The following is a 16,730-nucleotide window of genomic DNA, read 5'->3' as shown; positions in this document are numbered from 1 at the left end:
CTTATAAAGTTTTGAATTATTGTTTCACCTTGGCTTCTACCCACGAGGTGAATTTGCCGTCGGTATCATTGATGCTGCTCTTTGGTACTTCTACCACTACTGAGAGCACATTAGCGCCGGCGAAGGTGTCTGTCGCTTCGCCATCTGCTTTGAAAGCAGCAGGATAAGGCTGGACACCATCCATATCAGGATCTGAATCCCGGTTGGCGTCATACACTCCTGTATTGGTGTCATCACTTAATGAAGCTCCAACTCCGTTTACAATATCTACGAATTGGAAAAAATCCATGAAGAATGGATCATCTCTCAAGCCGGCAAATAGCTGAATACTTCCTGATGTAACAGGTGAGGAAATATCTGCAGATACTCTTGTGGCACCGGCAACAATCTGGCTATTCAAACCTGTTTGTCCGTCCGCATCAACCACTCCATACGTGATTGCCTGGTCATCTTCGAAATAAACCTGGATCAATTGATCTTCAACATTATCGCCATCGCTATCAATGTTGAATTCATACATCACGTCATCGCTGAAGGATGTGGCAGAGCTGAGTCCTGCCACATTGCAAACGAACACGTAGTTGTCTGAATTGGACGGACTTTCGAATGCGTAATAGTCGGTGATATCCTCTACCGTACTCCCGCTTGAAAGCGAGCCCACGGCAGGCGCATCGATGTGGTCAGCGGCCACCAAAACAATCACCAGGGCAGCTGAAATAACAAGGCCCAGTGATAATACTAATTTTCTCATAGTGCTTAAATTTTTAAATTTTTAAAATCTAAGCTACCTACGAGGCTATGTTGTCAACTGGATTTTATAAAGTTGAAATTGTATTATTTAATTTCGAAATCACTCTTCTTCTTCTCTAATCGCATCTTCTGTAAAGCGTCTGCCTAATGAAGACACGGCAGATACACAGAAGAATCCGACTACCTGCTCGTCATCTTCAGCCACAATATTGGACTCAACATTGGCCAGGCTGGAGGCGAACAATTCACCAAACCCACCAGGTCTATCTGTCTGTATAACCACCTGATTCCAAAAGAACCATGCTTCCGGTGTGATCGAATTGATCTCTACATAGATGCTGTCTTCTCCCGGACCTGTGAATGGAGGTATGAATGAGTCATCTTCATCCAATTCAAATGGGTTGATGCCATCTCTGATCGGCTGAATAAAGGTGAGTCCATCGGCATTGCCTTCTGGCGAAAAAGCTCCATCGAAAGAAAGGGTTATTTCCTGAGGCTTGTTCAGGCGGAGGCCATTCTTCCAACTTTTAATCCAATATGCATCTCCTTTCCCTTCAAAGTCTCGCGACCAAAATTCGGCAAAGTATGAATCATCTGATCCGAAAATACCTTCTTCGAATCGCCAGGTGATGCTGTCAATTTTAGGTACGCGACCCATTTTGCTTACAGATCCGTACTGTTTTCCATTGATCTGAACATCCAGAAAATAGGTCTCGCCAACCGTGCCAAATGAATCAGCCGGATTAGCCGGAAGCCAGCTATATGTGCCCGGGCTCTCCTCATTAAATGGATATACTGTTCCGGATCCATCTACCACCAAAACTGATGCGCCGGAAATTCCTTCCGGTTCTGAACTATCGAAATAGGAGTTGGTTCGTGTAATGCGAATGGTTTGCTTTTCAGCCTTCCTGTAAATCCAGGCATCAAACGCTAGTACCGGTTCTGCTTCGGGCAGCTCTACCAAAATATCGTCCTCGCATGCAAGGATAGCTACCGCAAAAAGAAGTATAAATAGCTTTTTCATTAGAACTTGAAATTGTAAGTGATGGATGGAATAAATGATGCAAAAATGGAAACCTGAGTGGCCCGTGTATCAGCAAGTGCTCCTGCATCAACTCGATCTCCTCCTTGCCAGAAGTAAATCGAAAATGGGTTGGCTCGGTTGTAAACGTTGTAAACCGTAAACACCAATTCGTCTCGGTTTTTTCTTGGAGTACCGTTTCTTTTCACCGTACGTCCTTTGCGTGTAGCAGAGAAATCAAGACGGTGGTAGTTTGGTAATCTCACATTGTTTCGCGAGTCGTTCGCATTGTGAGGAATGGTGATTCCCTGTACTTCGTATCGGCTCGTTGGGAATGTAGTTGGCGTTCCGCTCAAATATGAAAATGTAGATGAAAGTGACCAGCGATCGTTCAACTCGTAGAAAGCGGTAAGCTTCAGGTTGTGTGTTTGATCGAATCGGGTAGGATACCATTCTCCATTGTTGATACCTTCTGTCTGAAGTTCGGTTCTACCCAATGTATAACTCACCCAGCCATTCAGTCTTCCTGAGTTTTTCTTCAAGTAAACTTCCATGCCATAGGCTCTACCATCACCGGATAGCAGATCAGCTTCCAACGCTTCATTAATCAGCAAATCGGCTCCATTGATATATTCCAATTGGCGCTCGGTTTGTCGATAATAGAACTCGACGGAAGTTTCATAGGCGTTGTTTTTCAGGTTTTTAAATAAGCCTACGGCCCATTGTTGTCCTATTTGCGGCTCCAGATTGTTTGAGCTCGGCGTCCATACATCAAGAGGATTGGATGCCGTGGTATTTGAAATGAGGTGAATGTATTGCAACATTCGGTTGTAGCTGGCTTTGACTGAAGTCGTCGTGTTCAGCTGATATCTGAACGAAAGTCGCGGCTCCCATCCGTGATGTTTTGCAATCGACTCGCCGCTTCCCACCTCTTCGATGCTTTCAATAGGTCTTCTTCTGCCCGGTATGGTATCTCCAAGGTTAAATTTATTTCCTGCTCCGATGAGATTGAAGTAAGAAAATCTGAGTCCGTATTGTACAGAAAGTTTGTCATTAAGCTTTTGCTCGTTATTGATATATACGGCTGTTTCTATGGCACGCTTATCTGGCACACTGATATCGATCACGTCTCCGTCACTCACCCCAATGGCTCGAGCGGGTTCAAACGTATATCGGAATAGTTCCCCTCCGAAAGTGAGCTCATTTCTTTGATCAATGAAGTAGGTAAATGATGGTTTTAAAGCGAGTGTGTTGATGTCCGAGTTCCATTCAAAACGGTCTCTTGGATTGTCTCCGAAGGCCAATTCGTATTCATAGTCGCTAAAGAATGTGGTGAAATTGGCAAAAAGCCGATCGTTGAACAGGTGATTCCAACGAAATGTGGTGGTTCTGTTGCCCCAGCTGAAGCCTTGATTTGCGTCGAAGAGGAAATTGTCTTTACCAAAATAGCCAGACAGGAATATCTGATCTTTATCTGAAAACTGGTAGTTGGTTTTAAGTGTGAGATCGTAAAAATTCAGTGCTGCCCCATCTCTAAGTTCTTCTACAAATGGTCGTGCAAGAATGTCAGCGTATGATCTTCTGCCTGCTATGATGAATGAAGACTTTTCTTTTTTGATCGGAGCCTCAACTGCTACCCGACTGAATATGGTACCGATTCCTCCATTTACTTCGAGCTCCTTACTGTTTCCTTCTTTCATACGGATATCCAAAATGGAAGCAAGACGGCCACCAAACTGTGCAGGGATTGCTCCTTTGTACAGTTTCATATCTTTTACCGCATCCGGGTTGAATACTGAGAAAAATCCTAATAAGTGCGATGAGTTATAAACAGGTGCTTCATCTAGCAGAATGAGATTTTGTCCTACGTTTCCGCCTCGCACGTTGAATCCAGAGGCTCCCTCTCCAACCGTGGATACTCCCGGAAGAAGCTGAAGGCTTTTTATGATATCTACTTCGCCCAGAATTGCCGGCATTTTTCGGATCGTTTGAATGTCAATCTCAGCGACACTCATTTCAGTGGAAGTTACATTTTCATCCTCAGGCTTAGCTGTAACCACTACCTCTTCAAGTCTGGTTTGCTCCTCCTGCAACTCCACATCTAAGCGGGTATTTTCCGATAGCGAAATTGTCCTCTTTTCGGTAACAAAGCCGAGATAGCGGAATTCAACAGAATAGTCCCCTTTAGGAACCGTGATGGAATAAAACCCATATACATTGGTAATGTTTCCTGTATTGAGATCTGTAATCAATACAGTCGCACCAATTAGTGCTTCACCATTGGAGGCGTCTTTTACATAGCCATTGACTGTGTACTTCTCCTGACCAAAAAGTAAAAGTGGGAAAACTGCAAATAGCAGCAAAAATTTCTTCAAAACGATTATTTATTTAGTGATAGACCTAACGAAAGACGTACAACTGCTTAAATAGTTTCGGTCTTAACAAACACATAATGAAGAATGTTGGCCAATGGTTGCTTTTACCTACTGAATGGCGGCTAAAGCCTTCTCATAGTTTGGCTCTTGTCCCACCTCAGGTACTAGTTCTGTATAAGTTACCTTGCCTTCTTCATTCACTACTACTATCGCTCTTGCGTTGAGTCCTTTAAAGGCTCCATCAAATATTTCAACACCGTAATTTTTACCGAAACTACCTCCATCTCTGAAGTTGGTCAGGTTGTCAAGGTTATCAATTCCTTCAGCGTCACAATAACGTTTTAAAGCAAACGGCAAGTCCTTAGAGACACATAAGATTCGGGTATTCTCAAGCTTGGAAGCTTCCTGATTAAATTTTTTGGTTGACATGGCACACACACCTGTATCTATGCTTGGATATATATTAAGAATTACCTTTTGTCCGTGATAACTTGTGAGTGTCTTTTCCTGCATATCCTTACTAACAAGTGTGAAGTCTGGTGCAGCACTACCCACATTTGGAAGATCGCCAATCGTATTTGTTTCTGTGCCGCCGAGTGTAATTTTAGCCATATTGGTAAGTTTTAAAGGGTGTAATTAAGTAATCTAAAGGTATATCCCAATCCTCCTTTTGCAGAATTTCGTCTACCGGAGGAGACAATGATAACCCAACTTTAAGAGAATTTGTTTCCGCCAGTAGCCTATCATAATATCCACCACCATATCCGATGCGGAATCCTTGTTTGTCTGAAAGCAACAGCGGAACAAAAATGATATCCAAATCATCGAGTGCTATCTCCACGGCACCTACAGGCTCTGGAATTCCTTTTTTGTTTAACTCAAGCTGTGTGTGTTCTTCCAACAAATAGTGCCTCATTTGCTTGAACATGAAATCGGTTTTGGACACGATAACCTGCTTTCCATCCTGCCACAACTTTTCAAAAAGTGGTGAGATGTCAGGTTCATTATTTTCCTTAATGGCTAAAAAAGTATGGATCTTTTGAAAATCTTTTCCTTTCAGAAAACTGGTGATTGCTTCACAAAGCTGCTCGTTTCTTTGCGTATACATCAGGCCATCTGCAAGTATGCGGTAGTGAAGAATGACCTTTCGGAAGTAGGATTTAGTGATCATAGCTAGTCTGGTAATTCCTCACAATAGATTCCTTGCTTTCGTACCAAATTGATCAAATCCGATTGCTCAGAATCAACTTTGGTTTCTACTTTCAGCACACGATCAATATCATCCAGATCTACTGTCCACCGAGCAATCTGATTGTATTTCTGAAATACCGGTTTCAATTTATTCACCTCCAATTGAGATTTGATGTTGGTTTTTAGGATAAATAGTTTCATGGTGCTAATCATTTTTCCGGTTCGTAAGAAAAGACCTGCTCCAGCGGGATATTGAAAACCTGAGCAATTTTGAAAGCCAACTCCAATGAAGGTGAGTATTTCCCTTTTTCGATCGCCACGATCGTTTGCCTGGTCACCTTCACCTTATCCGCAAGCTGCTGCTGTGTCATTTCATCGTGCTCGAACCTAAGCTTTCTTATATGATTACTGATACCGTGTTTGCTCATTATACTCCCTTACTGTGGTAATATACTTTGGAAAGATTATCGAAAATTTCAGAGGCTATCCCACCAATTATTATTGAAATAAACATGTACTTGGGTGGATAACCAAATGCAAGCACGGCGAGTGAAATGAAGAACCCTATTCCAAAAATTATGTAAGAGTTTCTTGTTGCTTTCAGTTCGATTAACTTATCTCTTTCATCCTCAAAGCCTGGCAATTTTTCTCGTGTGATGAGGTAATTACTGATCGCAAAGACAATCACTACCACGATCTTGGTAACAATTGAAACTGGTATAGCAATTAGGATAGCTTTTGACCAAAACTGTAGCTGCTCATCTGTAGTCATCACCTGGTTATTGAAGCGTTCGAATACAGACCAGTAGTAGATGCCTAGCACTATGATCATGCTAAGCATATTTACGATACTTTTTCTTTCGTGGTAGTCCATTTTTAACTGATTGATTATACGTTTTATTTTACTTGATGTAAAGTATTACGAACATAAAGTTAAAAATGTTTTACTTAATGTAAAATATATTTTACATTATTTGACTGCTTCAGCCTTAAACCTGAGAGGACATTAAAAGAAGCAACTGCCTACTCATACCTCAAACTCTGAATGGGATTCAGCTTTGCAACTTTGAGTGTATGCCAGAAGATGGCGATTAATGCCCAGACCAATACGATTGCAGTAATCAGGACATACATCCAAAGTTCTTGTTCGATTCTATTGGAAAAATCTCCTAACCACTGCTCCATGGCATACCATCCCAATGGAATAGATGCGATTAATGCTACTAAAATTGTTTTTAAAAAGGATAGACTGAAAAGCTTAAATATGTCTTCCGGAGAGGCGCCATTCACTTTTCTGACTCCAACTTCCTTGGTTCGTCTATTGGTTTCGTGATAAACAAATGAGAACAAGGTAACTGAAGACAGCAATATGGCAATGAATCCAAAAATTGAATAGAGCCTGCCTACTTTCACCTCTTTAGCATATTGAGAGGCTACTTTGCCTTCAAAAAAGCTTGCTGTGAATATTCCCTCCGGATTGACCTCTCGATATATTTCTTCTACAAACTCAAGTGTCTCCTTAGCTCTTCCATTCCGATATCTAACAATGATTTCATTATCCAATCGAGTGAAATAGATGAGAATCAATGGTTGAATTTCCTGAGATAGGTGTTCGAAGTGAAAGTCTTCTACCACGCCAACTATCTGGTAGGATTCATTATCGAGTTTGTAGGTCAACCTTGTCTCTTCAATATTCTGGATTTTGAAGAACTTTTTAGCCGATTCATTTATAACCAACTTGATCGCATTGTTTTCATCCGTTTCATCAAAATACCGACCTTCAATTATTGTTGGATTAAATATTTTGAAAAAGCCCGGATCAGTATTTAAAGTTTTAACAGGGATAAAGTCATCGGAAGACGAAGAAAGCTTGAAAGGTAAATCATAGGCGAATCCCAATGGATGCTTCGCCTGTGACACTGCCTGGATGCTTGGATGCTTACTCAAACGGTCGATTACATATTTATGCTTGCGCTCTATTTCTGCTCTTTTGGCACTATCCTGACGAGCATCCGGTATGACATCAAAAAAGCTAGTCGACACAATTTCAGTCTGATGAATGCCTAAATCTTTGTTTTGCATAAATCGCAACTGCAATGCAACAATCACAGAACCGATGAGGAGTACAACAGTGATTGCATATTGAAAGACAGCTAGGATGCGTCTCGACAGACCGATTGCGTATGTTGTTTTTTCCTTTTTGACATCCAAGTCTACCAGACGTCTAAAGACGTTTGAGGATGCGATCAGCGAAGAAAGTAAAACAGCAATGAGAATGACTCCAGCAATGATCAGACTATCATTGAGCGGTTGCATGTCTAACTCCAATCCTATGAAATTTACCAGTCCATTGAAGATTGAATGATAAAGAATCAAACTGGAGGCCGTTGCAATAAGGAAGTAAATAAACCCACGAATCATCCACTCAACAACCAGATGTCGTTTGGATGCACCGATGATATGCTTAAGCTTCACCTTATTCATTTCAGCCACTTGAACTGATGTTTGCAAGTTGGTGTAGCAGATGATTGTAATGAAGAGTAGAGCCCATGCTATCAGCGTGACTGTTTTTAGATTTCCTGCATTGCCATACTTAGCAAACAGTTTTACATTGAAGGGTTTCTCTTCGAAAACATCCTTAAATGGATATGCAAAAGCTTCACTGTTTTTAAAACGCTCACTTGCATTTGCTACATCTCGTAGCTTGTTGTTGAGTTGATCAAGGCTACTTCCTTGCTTCAACATGATAAAATCTTGTGGGGCTCTTCTCCAAAAATTTTTGGAATGCTTCGGTATCAGAAAATCGAACTTAATAGAGCTGTTTGAAGGTATCTTATCAAGAATACCAGCCACTTGATAAGTTCCTTTTTGATCGCAAGTGATCTCAATGATTTTCCCCATAGGATCTTCATCACCGAAAACTTTGTCAGCAAATTCCTTGGTGACAATTACATTGGTGGGGCTCGTCAGCGCATCATTTGTTCCAACCTGAAGTTTGAAATCAAAGAAGTCGAAAAATGTGCTATCTGCGATCAGTCCTTTTCCACCATATGCCACTCCATCTGAGTAAAACTTTATTTCATCCCGCATGTACGTGTGGATCAGCAGAGACTTTTCAATCTCCGGATATTCCGAATAATCAATCTGAAACAAGCCAGATATTGAGAAGGCAATGAGGTTACTTTCAGGACTTAAGCGTGCCACTCCGATCGCGATTCTATCTCGATTCTCGTGGAAATCGTCCATGGAAATTTCATTTCTGAGCCAGCTGAAGGTAAGCTGAAAGCTCAACACACCTGTTATCAATGTAATAAGACTAATTGCTGTCATCAGCATCTTTTTCCTCATGTGTCTAAAGCTGAGCTTAAACATCAGTTGGATCATCCCTAGATTGTTGAGTTTCATTTTACCTGCTATTTTCTTTACCAATTCCGGACGAATAAAATTTAAAACATGGAACCAATAAAGTATTGGTCGCTTCCAGGATGGAGTCTCTGAGAGCTCAGCATGATATTCATATAGGTCTCCCAATACTTCTTCCAGTAGTTCCCCTTTGATGAAGAATCCTAGCAATCGATCCGCAAACTTCGGAGGTCTTGACTTTCCCATGATCAGGCGTTTTTGATTGCTAACTCAGGAATCTGTTGCCAAAGGTTTACCTTGACATCCCTGCTTTTTTGAAGCACAGTTTTGCCAGAAGCAGTAATTCTGAAGATTCGCTTGCGTCGGCCTCCTCGCTCTTCGGTAGCACCTCCCATGCTGGAATCAATGAAGCTTTTTTTCTCGAGCCTGTTGACGGTACCATGTACAGCCCCAATTGTGACATTGCGGTTGGCTTGCTCTTTTAATGCCTTGCGAATGGCTAATCCGTAAGCTTCCTCTTTCAACATTACGATGAGGAGTAAAACCAATTCTTCCAGTTCGCCAATATGATCTTTCGACATGATTTATTCTATTTAATAGAACAAATATACGGAGACGAGAATTATTTGTTATACTTTATAGAATAAATATAAATTTTGTAGTCGATTATTCTGTTTTGAGACCTTCTACAGGATTGGATTGAGTCACTTTACGCACTTGCATTAACATTACTCCTAAAAGAACTGAGCACAGAATAACAACTGCAATAATTACACTATCCACCCCAAATGGTCGTGGATCCGGATACATCATATCGAGGTTGGCTTTCGCCAAAACGTAAGAAATAGGCGCACCGAAAACCAAGGCAATGAAAGAAAGCAGGAGATATTCGTTAATTATACCATATGCGATATGCTTCGTCCCTGCACCCAGAGTTTTTCGGATACTGAATTCTCTGATCCTTCCTGCAACATTTAGGGAAACTAAGCCATACAATCCAAGTCCAGTTAGTAAAATAAAAATGTAAGCAATGTTTCGAGTGAATACTCTTTGAATGTCAAGCTCCTCATAAAACTCTCCCCAGATATCTTCCTGATAGCCGCCTCTAAAAGGAGTATCCGGAAAAAGGCTTGCCCATTGCTTTCGTATGTTTTGGTAGACCGCCTCCTCTTTGCCTTGCTGAGCACGAACAGTTAAAAATCGATAGTTTTCGCTCTTCGCCTTGGTGAAAATTGTGGGTTTACTTTCGTAGTAGAAATTATTGAAATGAAAGTTTCGAACCACTCCTGCAATTGTGTAATAATTGGTGTCAATCTTTAATCGGTGACCTATGGGAGAGTCAATTCCTAAATTTTCCACAAATAGCTCATTAACCATAATTGAACGTTGATCAGTATTTAATCCTGCTTTAAAGCCACTGCCTTCCACTATGGAAAGACCCATGGTCTCTAAGTAGCGATCATCTACGGCTAGCTCAGTTACTTCGTATTCACGTTTTTCATCTCTTACTATTTGCACAGCCTTAGAATCGCCAAGGTGATGACTTGACCCGGAAAGATGTGTGATGTTTGGATCTTGAGATAACTCTGCTTGTAGCTGTTTAAACCCGGATTCATGGGGAACAAATAGATACATCGCACCATGTTGATCATATCCCCAGCTGCGCTCATTTTGATAGCTGCTATTTTGAGTAAACATCACTGCCGCGGTTACACCCACACATGAAAGTATGATCTGAAAAGCTAAAAACACTTTTGTGAGTAGATTCTTTTTACCGAATCTCACAGATCCTTTAAAGATTGAAACTACAGGAAACTTTGAGATATAAAGTGCCGGATAAATGCCCGAAACAACCCCTGTGAAAACCAGAAGTCCTGTGAGGAAAAACCAAAGTTTATAATCATTTAATGAGAGAGACAATCCTATACTCGAAATACCATTAAACCAGGGAAGCATCACGGTAAATGCCAGAAATACGCCCATCACCAAAGCGAAAAGTGTAAGCATAATGTTTTCGGTCAAAAATTGAGTAATTACTTTCGCTCTATTTGCCCCAATCACTTTTCTAATACCAATCTCTTTCAACCTTTTTGCTGCAGAAACTACCGCTATATTGATATAATTAAAACAAGCCAAGGCAATCAAGAAAATACCGATAATTGGCAACACAACTCTAGCTTCATAAAAACTATCGCTAGAAATGTCCTTTTGAATATCTCTTGATCTGAAGTGCAAATCTTTGAACTTGATAAGTTCGGCAGAACTGATAGCCCAATCACGCTCCTTTTCATTTTGTAGCGCCACGTATTTCTTCATTCCGGCTGAAATCTCTTGGACATCCTCAGAATTAGGAATGTAAATGAGTGTCGCTTCTACAAATTCGCTCCAATCAGAAAAATCAAATGAGCTATTAAAGTAGTCGTAGTTTTCAAGGTTGATTAGAAAATCGAACGTAAGCGCTCGTGTTCTTGGAAGTTTTTCTGAAACCCCAGAAACCACAAAAGTTTTGCTCTTTGTTTGAGTGAACTTAATTGTTATTTGCTTTCCGATTGGATTCATATCCCCGAAGTATTTTTTGGAGATTGATTCAGTTATAATGATGCTATTCACATCCGCTAGTGAACTCGCTTCTCCCCATTTCAGTGGAAAGGTGAAAAAGTCTAAATAGTTAGGGTCTACTAATCTGATACTTTCATTAAACACATGGTCTTCATATTTAACAACAGCATTCCCATATTTAATTCTACACACACCTTCGATGCTTGAAAAGTCTTGTTCTAGCATTTTCCCAAGTGGTGCTGGGCTTAATCCATAGTGCTCTTCCTTACCATCTCTATCTACATAAAAGGTGGCCAAGTAAATCTCATTTTCATTTTCGTGATGACGATCTATGCTGTAATCAAAATCAATAAATGCATATACCACTGTACATACACCAATTGCAACCGCCAATCCGAAGACATTAATGAAAGAAGTAAGAGGATTCTTCATCATGCTGCGTAGCGTTGTTTTAAAGTAATTATTGATCATGGTCGTAAATAATATTGATCTTAAAGAAGTCTTCCTTTTTATGATTGAGTACTCCTCCTTAGCTATAACAGGAACTTCTCCAAACTCTTCCACTGCCTTTTCAAATGCGTTCTTTTCACTGAGTCCTCCGGCAATCAAGTCTTCGATATGATCACGTAAGTGAAGTTCCATTTCCCTGATGTTTCCTTCATCAAAAGCCCGTTGCTTTTGGAAGGATTTCAGCCATTTACCTATCTCTTTTTCCAGATTGAACATTTCTTAAGTAGTTGATGATTTTATATCCCAAAGTGTATTCAGCACTGCATTCACTTGCTGCCATTGTGCTTGTTCAGTTACCAATTCTTCCTTGCCGAGCGCTGTTATTTCATAGTATTTTCTTGGTCTTGTGCCACCGTCCATGGTCCAGTTGGATTTGATAAGTCCATCTTTTTCCAAGCGATGTAAAACAGGATAAAGCATGCCATCTGAATATTCCATCTCACCTCCGGACAGCTCTTTGATCTTTTTGATGATCAAATAACCATAGCTATTCCCTTGCTTAAGGATGCCGAGGATGATGGGTTTGGTGGATGCAGCAGTTAAATTCTTAGAAATCATAACCTGAGTTTATACATTATAAATACAAGTATACTAATAATTCTATATACATAGAATGTCAAAGTATAACGAATGCGGAAGTATAGGGTTGCGATAAATGCAAATGATTTGTCAGACTCATTATGTCTTCATTTGTGAAACAAATAATATTACATTACGTTTGGTCTTCAAAACTGAAACAAATAAACGTGACGTTTAATCTGTTCAGCTGACAACTAAAACCAATGCACTATGAAAGGCACTAACCTGGGCGAATTTCAAGAGATCGTTTTGCTTTCCGTTCTCATCCTTGATGAGCAGGCTTACGGACTCAAAATTCAGAAAGAAATAAGCCATCGACTAAAGCGAAACTTAAGTAGAGGAGCATTGCATGCTGCCTTGAGCCGGCTGGAGGAAAAGGGGTATTTAGAATCTCGTGTTGGCGGTGCGACTGCCGAAAGAGGGGGAAGAAGAAAGCGATACTACTCGCTGACACAATCGGGTAAAATTGCCTTGAAGCAAGCCAAAGAATTGCGTGAAGAAATGTGGAGTCTGGCACCCAAATTCAGCATATAATGAAACCTGAATTGCCAAATTTTTCTTATCGCATCTTTCAATGGTTTTGCAGTCAAGACCTTTTTGAAGAATTGCAAGGAGATCTGGAGGAAGCGTTCTTCGAAAATGTAGAGCTCCATGGCATGAAAAAAGCCAGACAGATCTATACCGGAGAGATTCTCAAAATGATTCGTCCTTCGGTGATCCGATCTCTCAAACTAATACCTTCCAATGTTATGCGACTACCAAAAAACTATCTCAAAACTTCCATCAGAGCAATTAAGCTGAATCCATTTTACGTCTTTGCTAACATCTTTGGATTGGCGCTGGCAATCTCCATTTGCACCATTGGATATTTCAATTACCAGTTCAATGCTACCTTCAACAAATCATATGCTGAGGCCGACAACATTTATAAGATTAGTGGTCTAAGAACCGGAGAATCCACTTTGGGTACCAGTTCCATTGCACTCGCTCCCAGCCTTAAAAGTGCGGCGATAGAAGCATTCAGATATACCGCAAATAGCATAGCTGTGCGCGAGCACAACCACCTGTTTTCTTCCCGCATGGCTTTTGCCGACAGTGAATTCTTTTCCCGACTTCCAATGAAAAGTCTCAACGGATCCTACATTAAACCTCCGGGAATCAATGAGGTGGCTATTTCGGCCGAACTTGCAATGAAATTGTTCAATGAACCTTATCCGGTAGGGAAATTGATAAAGCTTGTTTTTCCGGATCAGAAAGAGGAATCATACTTAATCAAAGATGTATTCGAAACACCTCCCAACAATGTAAGCTTCTCGCAAGCAATGATTACCTCATTCGAAAATTATCCAGCACATTATCAGGTTGATCAAAGTGACTGGCAGTACAGCGTAGATGGGACATTTGTGTATGCTAGCCAAGACCAGGTGAGCTTGATCAATTATGAGCTTGAGCTATTGAAGCAAAGTCGAAATGAGGCAAACGACCGCTATCAAATCGATGCTTACCGATTGGATACTATTTTGGAATGGCCCGCCATTGAGGGCAGCCTTCTACATGGCCGGTTTCGTCAACACCTGCATATCTCTTCAGTCTATGGAATCGCGGGTACAGCGATTTCTATCCTGCTGCTGGCTTGTTTCAATTTCATCAATACCAGTATTGCACTGTCTGGAAAAAGGTTGAAAGAAATTGCAGTAAGAAAAATAATGGGTGGCAGTCGAAAAAGCACGATCGTTCAATTCATGATTGAAAATACCTTCATGATTTCAATGGCAGTCATTCTATCCGTCGGCATATCCTCTTTGCTTATTCCAACTTACAATGCCATGTTTCAGCGTGAGTTGATCCAATTGGATCGTGTGCCTTTTACCACACTTCTTCAATTTGCCTTATTCTTAATTATCATCGTAACCTTACTTTCAGCTGCTTATCCATCCTTATATGTTTCCAAGTTTTCATCCTTGAAAATCTTTAGAGATAAGGTCACACTTTCCGTTAAAAATAGACTCATGATGGTACTGCTTACTTTCCAGTTTGCCTTGTGCTTTTACAACATCTTCGGGCTGTTTCTCAACGTGGATAACTCTTATTTTCAAGATAGCCTTGATCGTGGCTATAACATAGAACAGGTGGTGAATATCCCACTGGATCGTCCTGAGCAATTCCGGATCCTTGCAGACCAATTGAATCAAGAACCTGAGGTCCAGGCAGTGGCAGGCTCTTATCATCTGATTGGATTTTCTACTGAGTTTCAATATGTCGATCAGGATGGCCGAGACGTATCAACCACCCAGCTAAGAGTAGGTACTGATTATTCGGAGGTAATGGGCTTGCGTCTAAACAAAGGATCATTTCATACAGAATTAGGAGACAACTCTGATAAGGTGGTTATTAATCGAATGCTAGAAAGTCAATATGGGATTGACATGCTAAATCAGAGCATAAAGGTGGGTAATGAAAAGTTTACGGTCATTGGTGTCGTTGATGACTTCAATGTGCAGAACATTATGATGGACAATAAAATCACACCCACGATTATCCGGTATACGCCCGAAGAAAACTACAACTATGCTGTTGTAAGAATGGCTGGTAGTCAGGATTTAATCAACAGTAAAATAGAGCAGGTGTGGTACGAAGCTTTTCCTCAGGAGCTCTATCGAGGATTTCTTCAAGAAGATGTGATGCAAAGCAGCAGAGGAACCAACGGTATTTTTGTTAAAATCAACTTGTTCATGGCCATCATCTCCATCCTGATCTCAATTCTAGGGTTGTATACCCTGGTGTCTCTGAAGGTTCAAAAGAGAAGTAAGGAATTTGGTGTCAGAAAAGTATTGGGTGCTTCTCGAAAAACCATCATTCATCTGCTTGGTAAGGATTTGTATTGGATACTCGGTGTTGCGGCTATATTAGGATTGTCAGCAAGTCACTACATCCTGGCCACAGTTTTTGACATCATTTATGCCTATCATGTTAGTTCGTCCGTAGGGCATTTTATAAAAGCATTACTTGTGGTGTTGGCGATTGTAGTCCTAGCGATTGGTTACAAAGTATATCAGACAAGTAAAATCAATCCCGCACAACAATTAAGGTCCGAGTGATTGCTCACTCAGCCTTTTGGTTATTCTTTGCTATTTCTTAGGTAGAAGCCGACGGTTAGAATCCAGGCAACATTTCCGAAGATGAATACCCGAAAGCCTGCAAGATGAAGCAACTCAAAGCCGGAAAGGAATAATATGATACTTGTTGCAGCCAAGAAAATTCCAAAATAGCCAACCCAGCTTTTCATGGATTTGGTTTTAAGCATTGCAATTGACCAAAATAGTATTGACAAGCACACGCCTCCCATAAAAATGTAATCAAAAGCGTGATTGAAGCTGCGCATAAACACAAATAGTGGTTTTAGTGATGCGATGGTTTCCTCAGATGCACCTTCATATGATTTAACCATGTCTGTGAGGATGAGACCATTTGTTGCAGCGGCCATCATTGCGGCTACTAAAGCAAAAAGCATCATTGAGAAACCTGTGTAACTAAGGAATGAACTAGACTTCAATCGCATAGTCAGGCCGAAAAAACCATATGCCACGAACGGAACAGATAGGATTGCCAGCGAATGTGAGATTATTCCAATAGTCACTATTTTGAGCAGCTGATCAAAGTCTCCACCCACTGGATGTAAGACCATAGTTGCTATCATAAGCACCGAGCCAATGATGAGTGCGAGACCTGCTCCTTTTTGTTCGTTTGATTCCATCTTTTTTTGAACAAACATAGTTGCCGTCGACTGAAAACACGCTTGATCGAAATCAAGAAATGATCACTGAATTTTACTGCGTACTCTGCTGAGAGTTTCAGGTGTCATCCCTAGAAATGAAGCAATGAATTTCAATGGAAACTTCTGGATGATTACGGGGTTATGTTTGAGCAGCCAGAGGTATTTTTCTTCCGGTTTGGCTGAGGATTTTGGTTTCTTAGAGTCCACCTCCAGAATCTTACCTAAAGCAAAAAAAGCAGGAGACTTTGAAGTAAGGTCATTTTTCAACATTTTTCTTCGTACCTCTTCAAGAGTTCTCACTGCCTTATCTAAATGAATCTGACTTTCACTCTCCACGTCTTTTTGAATTTGCCAGATGGATGAAATAGCTTTTTCTACATTGTTTACACTTTCTTTCAATTTGTTTTCGTCGGAATAGTGATCCACCAATTTAAGATACTCATCAGGAAATTGGGCGTGGTAATTAAGTGTTATGTGTTGATTGTAAACACTTTGTAGGGCAAAAAGACTGAGTGCTATAAATAACCCTCCAATACTTGCCACAACAATTTTTAACTGATTTTTTGAAGATATCTTTTTCATGACTATTGAGCTTTAGTTATGAAAC

General features: G+C 40.6%; 16 protein-coding genes. 2 read left to right on the top strand and 14 right to left on the bottom strand.

The features are described 5' to 3' along the window. Positions 1-16: 16 nt before the first annotated feature. From ACL8WY_RS10525 to ACL8WY_RS10470, 12 genes are all read right to left on the bottom strand, one after another. Positions 17-751 carry a DUF4331 family protein gene (locus ACL8WY_RS10525; RefSeq protein ID WP_436514684.1) on the bottom strand — a complete coding sequence of 245 codons (735 nt, stop codon included), beginning with the start codon at positions 749-751 and terminating at the stop codon, positions 17-19. Between the two features lie 99 nt (positions 752-850). Further along, positions 851-1,774, bottom strand: coding sequence for a DUF4249 domain-containing protein (locus ACL8WY_RS10520; protein WP_436514683.1), 924 nt, complete (start codon positions 1,772-1,774; stop codon positions 851-853). Further along, a complete protein-coding gene (locus tag ACL8WY_RS10515) occupies positions 1,774-4,146 on the bottom strand; it encodes a TonB-dependent receptor (RefSeq protein WP_436514682.1) in 2,373 nt (790 codons plus the stop codon). Before ACL8WY_RS10515 ends, ACL8WY_RS10520 begins: the two co-directional genes overlap by 1 nt. A 108-nt stretch (positions 4,147-4,254) precedes the next feature. Beyond that, positions 4,255-4,758 carry a thiol peroxidase gene (tpx, locus tag ACL8WY_RS10510; RefSeq protein WP_436514681.1) on the bottom strand — a complete coding sequence of 168 codons (504 nt, stop codon included), beginning with the start codon at positions 4,756-4,758 and terminating at the stop codon, positions 4,255-4,257. Beyond that, positions 4,751-5,317, bottom strand: a complete 567-nt coding sequence (locus ACL8WY_RS10505; RefSeq protein WP_436514680.1) for a 5-formyltetrahydrofolate cyclo-ligase — start codon at positions 5,315-5,317, stop codon at positions 4,751-4,753. The genes tpx and ACL8WY_RS10505 overlap by 8 nt, the downstream gene beginning before the upstream one ends. 2 nt (positions 5,318-5,319) lie before the next feature. Beyond that, positions 5,320-5,538: a hypothetical protein gene (locus tag ACL8WY_RS10500; protein WP_436514678.1), complete on the bottom strand. Its 219-nt coding sequence runs from the start codon at positions 5,536-5,538 to the stop codon at positions 5,320-5,322. An 8-nt stretch (positions 5,539-5,546) separates the two neighbouring features. Further along, complete coding sequence (locus tag ACL8WY_RS10495; protein ID WP_436514677.1) at positions 5,547-5,765, bottom strand: helix-turn-helix transcriptional regulator; 219 nt, start codon at positions 5,763-5,765, stop codon at positions 5,547-5,549. Next, positions 5,765-6,211: a hypothetical protein gene (locus tag ACL8WY_RS10490; protein WP_436514676.1), complete on the bottom strand. Its 447-nt coding sequence runs from the start codon at positions 6,209-6,211 to the stop codon at positions 5,765-5,767. The genes ACL8WY_RS10495 and ACL8WY_RS10490 overlap by 1 nt, the downstream gene beginning before the upstream one ends. Positions 6,212-6,360: 149 nt before the next feature. Then, positions 6,361-8,946 (bottom strand): ABC transporter permease, encoded by a 2,586-nt coding sequence (locus tag ACL8WY_RS10485; protein WP_436514675.1) that lies wholly within the window; start codon positions 8,944-8,946, stop codon positions 6,361-6,363. A gap of 2 nt (positions 8,947-8,948) precedes the next feature. Further along, the gene (locus ACL8WY_RS10480) at positions 8,949-9,281 is read right to left on the bottom strand and encodes a PadR family transcriptional regulator (RefSeq protein WP_436514674.1); all 333 of its coding nucleotides are present in this window, start codon (positions 9,279-9,281) and stop codon (positions 8,949-8,951) included. 85 nt (positions 9,282-9,366) lie between these two features. Next, positions 9,367-11,985: an ABC transporter permease gene (locus ACL8WY_RS10475; RefSeq protein ID WP_436514673.1), complete on the bottom strand. Its 2,619-nt coding sequence runs from the start codon at positions 11,983-11,985 to the stop codon at positions 9,367-9,369. A gap of 3 nt (positions 11,986-11,988) precedes the next feature. Further along, positions 11,989-12,327, bottom strand: coding sequence for a PadR family transcriptional regulator (locus ACL8WY_RS10470; RefSeq protein ID WP_436514672.1), 339 nt, complete (start codon positions 12,325-12,327; stop codon positions 11,989-11,991). 231 nt (positions 12,328-12,558) lie between these two features. On the opposite strand from ACL8WY_RS10470, the gene ACL8WY_RS10465 reads away from it, so the two are divergent. Both ACL8WY_RS10465 and ACL8WY_RS10460 read left to right on the top strand, forming a co-directional pair. After that, complete coding sequence (locus ACL8WY_RS10465) at positions 12,559-12,882, top strand: PadR family transcriptional regulator (RefSeq protein ID WP_436514671.1); 324 nt, start codon at positions 12,559-12,561, stop codon at positions 12,880-12,882. Further along, positions 12,882-15,446: an FtsX-like permease family protein gene (locus tag ACL8WY_RS10460; protein WP_436514670.1), complete on the top strand. Its 2,565-nt coding sequence runs from the start codon at positions 12,882-12,884 to the stop codon at positions 15,444-15,446. The genes ACL8WY_RS10465 and ACL8WY_RS10460 overlap by 1 nt, the downstream gene beginning before the upstream one ends. A gap of 20 nt (positions 15,447-15,466) precedes the next feature. Here ACL8WY_RS10460 and ACL8WY_RS10455 read toward each other — a convergent pair whose 3' ends face one another. Both ACL8WY_RS10455 and ACL8WY_RS10450 read right to left on the bottom strand, forming a co-directional pair. After that, positions 15,467-16,102 carry a hypothetical protein gene (locus tag ACL8WY_RS10455; RefSeq protein ID WP_436514669.1) on the bottom strand — a complete coding sequence of 212 codons (636 nt, stop codon included), beginning with the start codon at positions 16,100-16,102 and terminating at the stop codon, positions 15,467-15,469. A gap of 63 nt (positions 16,103-16,165) precedes the next feature. Continuing rightward, a complete protein-coding gene (locus ACL8WY_RS10450; protein ID WP_436514668.1) occupies positions 16,166-16,705 on the bottom strand; it encodes a hypothetical protein in 540 nt (179 codons plus the stop codon). Between the last annotated feature and the right edge of the window lie 25 nt (positions 16,706-16,730).

The sequence above is a fragment of the Ekhidna algicida genome, from assembly GCF_051379705.1.
Lineage (GTDB): Bacteria > Bacteroidota > Bacteroidia > Cytophagales > Cyclobacteriaceae > Ekhidna.
This window is presented reverse-complemented; position numbering and strand designations above follow the sequence as displayed.

What these genes read in the sequence shown, in the direction of transcription:
- ACL8WY_RS10525 (WP_436514684.1), bottom strand. Translation starts at nt 751, where the DNA reads ATGAGAAAATTAGTATTATCACTGGGCCTTGTTATTTCAGCTGCCCTG.
- ACL8WY_RS10520 (WP_436514683.1), bottom strand. Translation starts at nt 1,774, where the DNA reads ATGAAAAAGCTATTTATACTTCTTTTTGCGGTAGCTATCCTTGCATGC.
- tpx (WP_436514681.1), bottom strand. Translation starts at nt 4,758, where the DNA reads ATGGCTAAAATTACACTCGGCGGCACAGAAACAAATACGATTGGCGAT.
- ACL8WY_RS10505 (WP_436514680.1), bottom strand. Translation starts at nt 5,317, where the DNA reads ATGATCACTAAATCCTACTTCCGAAAGGTCATTCTTCACTACCGCATA.
- ACL8WY_RS10500 (WP_436514678.1), bottom strand. Translation starts at nt 5,538, where the DNA reads ATGAAACTATTTATCCTAAAAACCAACATCAAATCTCAATTGGAGGTG.
- ACL8WY_RS10495 (WP_436514677.1), bottom strand. Translation starts at nt 5,765, where the DNA reads ATGAGCAAACACGGTATCAGTAATCATATAAGAAAGCTTAGGTTCGAG.
- ACL8WY_RS10490 (WP_436514676.1), bottom strand. Translation starts at nt 6,211, where the DNA reads ATGGACTACCACGAAAGAAAAAGTATCGTAAATATGCTTAGCATGATC.
- ACL8WY_RS10485 (WP_436514675.1), bottom strand. Translation starts at nt 8,946, where the DNA reads ATGGGAAAGTCAAGACCTCCGAAGTTTGCGGATCGATTGCTAGGATTC.
- ACL8WY_RS10480 (WP_436514674.1), bottom strand. Translation starts at nt 9,281, where the DNA reads ATGTCGAAAGATCATATTGGCGAACTGGAAGAATTGGTTTTACTCCTC.
- ACL8WY_RS10475 (WP_436514673.1), bottom strand. Translation starts at nt 11,985, where the DNA reads ATGTTCAATCTGGAAAAAGAGATAGGTAAATGGCTGAAATCCTTCCAA.
- ACL8WY_RS10470 (WP_436514672.1), bottom strand. Translation starts at nt 12,327, where the DNA reads ATGATTTCTAAGAATTTAACTGCTGCATCCACCAAACCCATCATCCTC.
- ACL8WY_RS10465 (WP_436514671.1), top strand. Translation starts at nt 12,559, where the DNA reads ATGAAAGGCACTAACCTGGGCGAATTTCAAGAGATCGTTTTGCTTTCC.
- ACL8WY_RS10460 (WP_436514670.1), top strand. Translation starts at nt 12,882, where the DNA reads ATGAAACCTGAATTGCCAAATTTTTCTTATCGCATCTTTCAATGGTTT.
- ACL8WY_RS10455 (WP_436514669.1), bottom strand. Translation starts at nt 16,102, where the DNA reads ATGGAATCAAACGAACAAAAAGGAGCAGGTCTCGCACTCATCATTGGC.
- ACL8WY_RS10450 (WP_436514668.1), bottom strand. Translation starts at nt 16,705, where the DNA reads ATGAAAAAGATATCTTCAAAAAATCAGTTAAAAATTGTTGTGGCAAGT.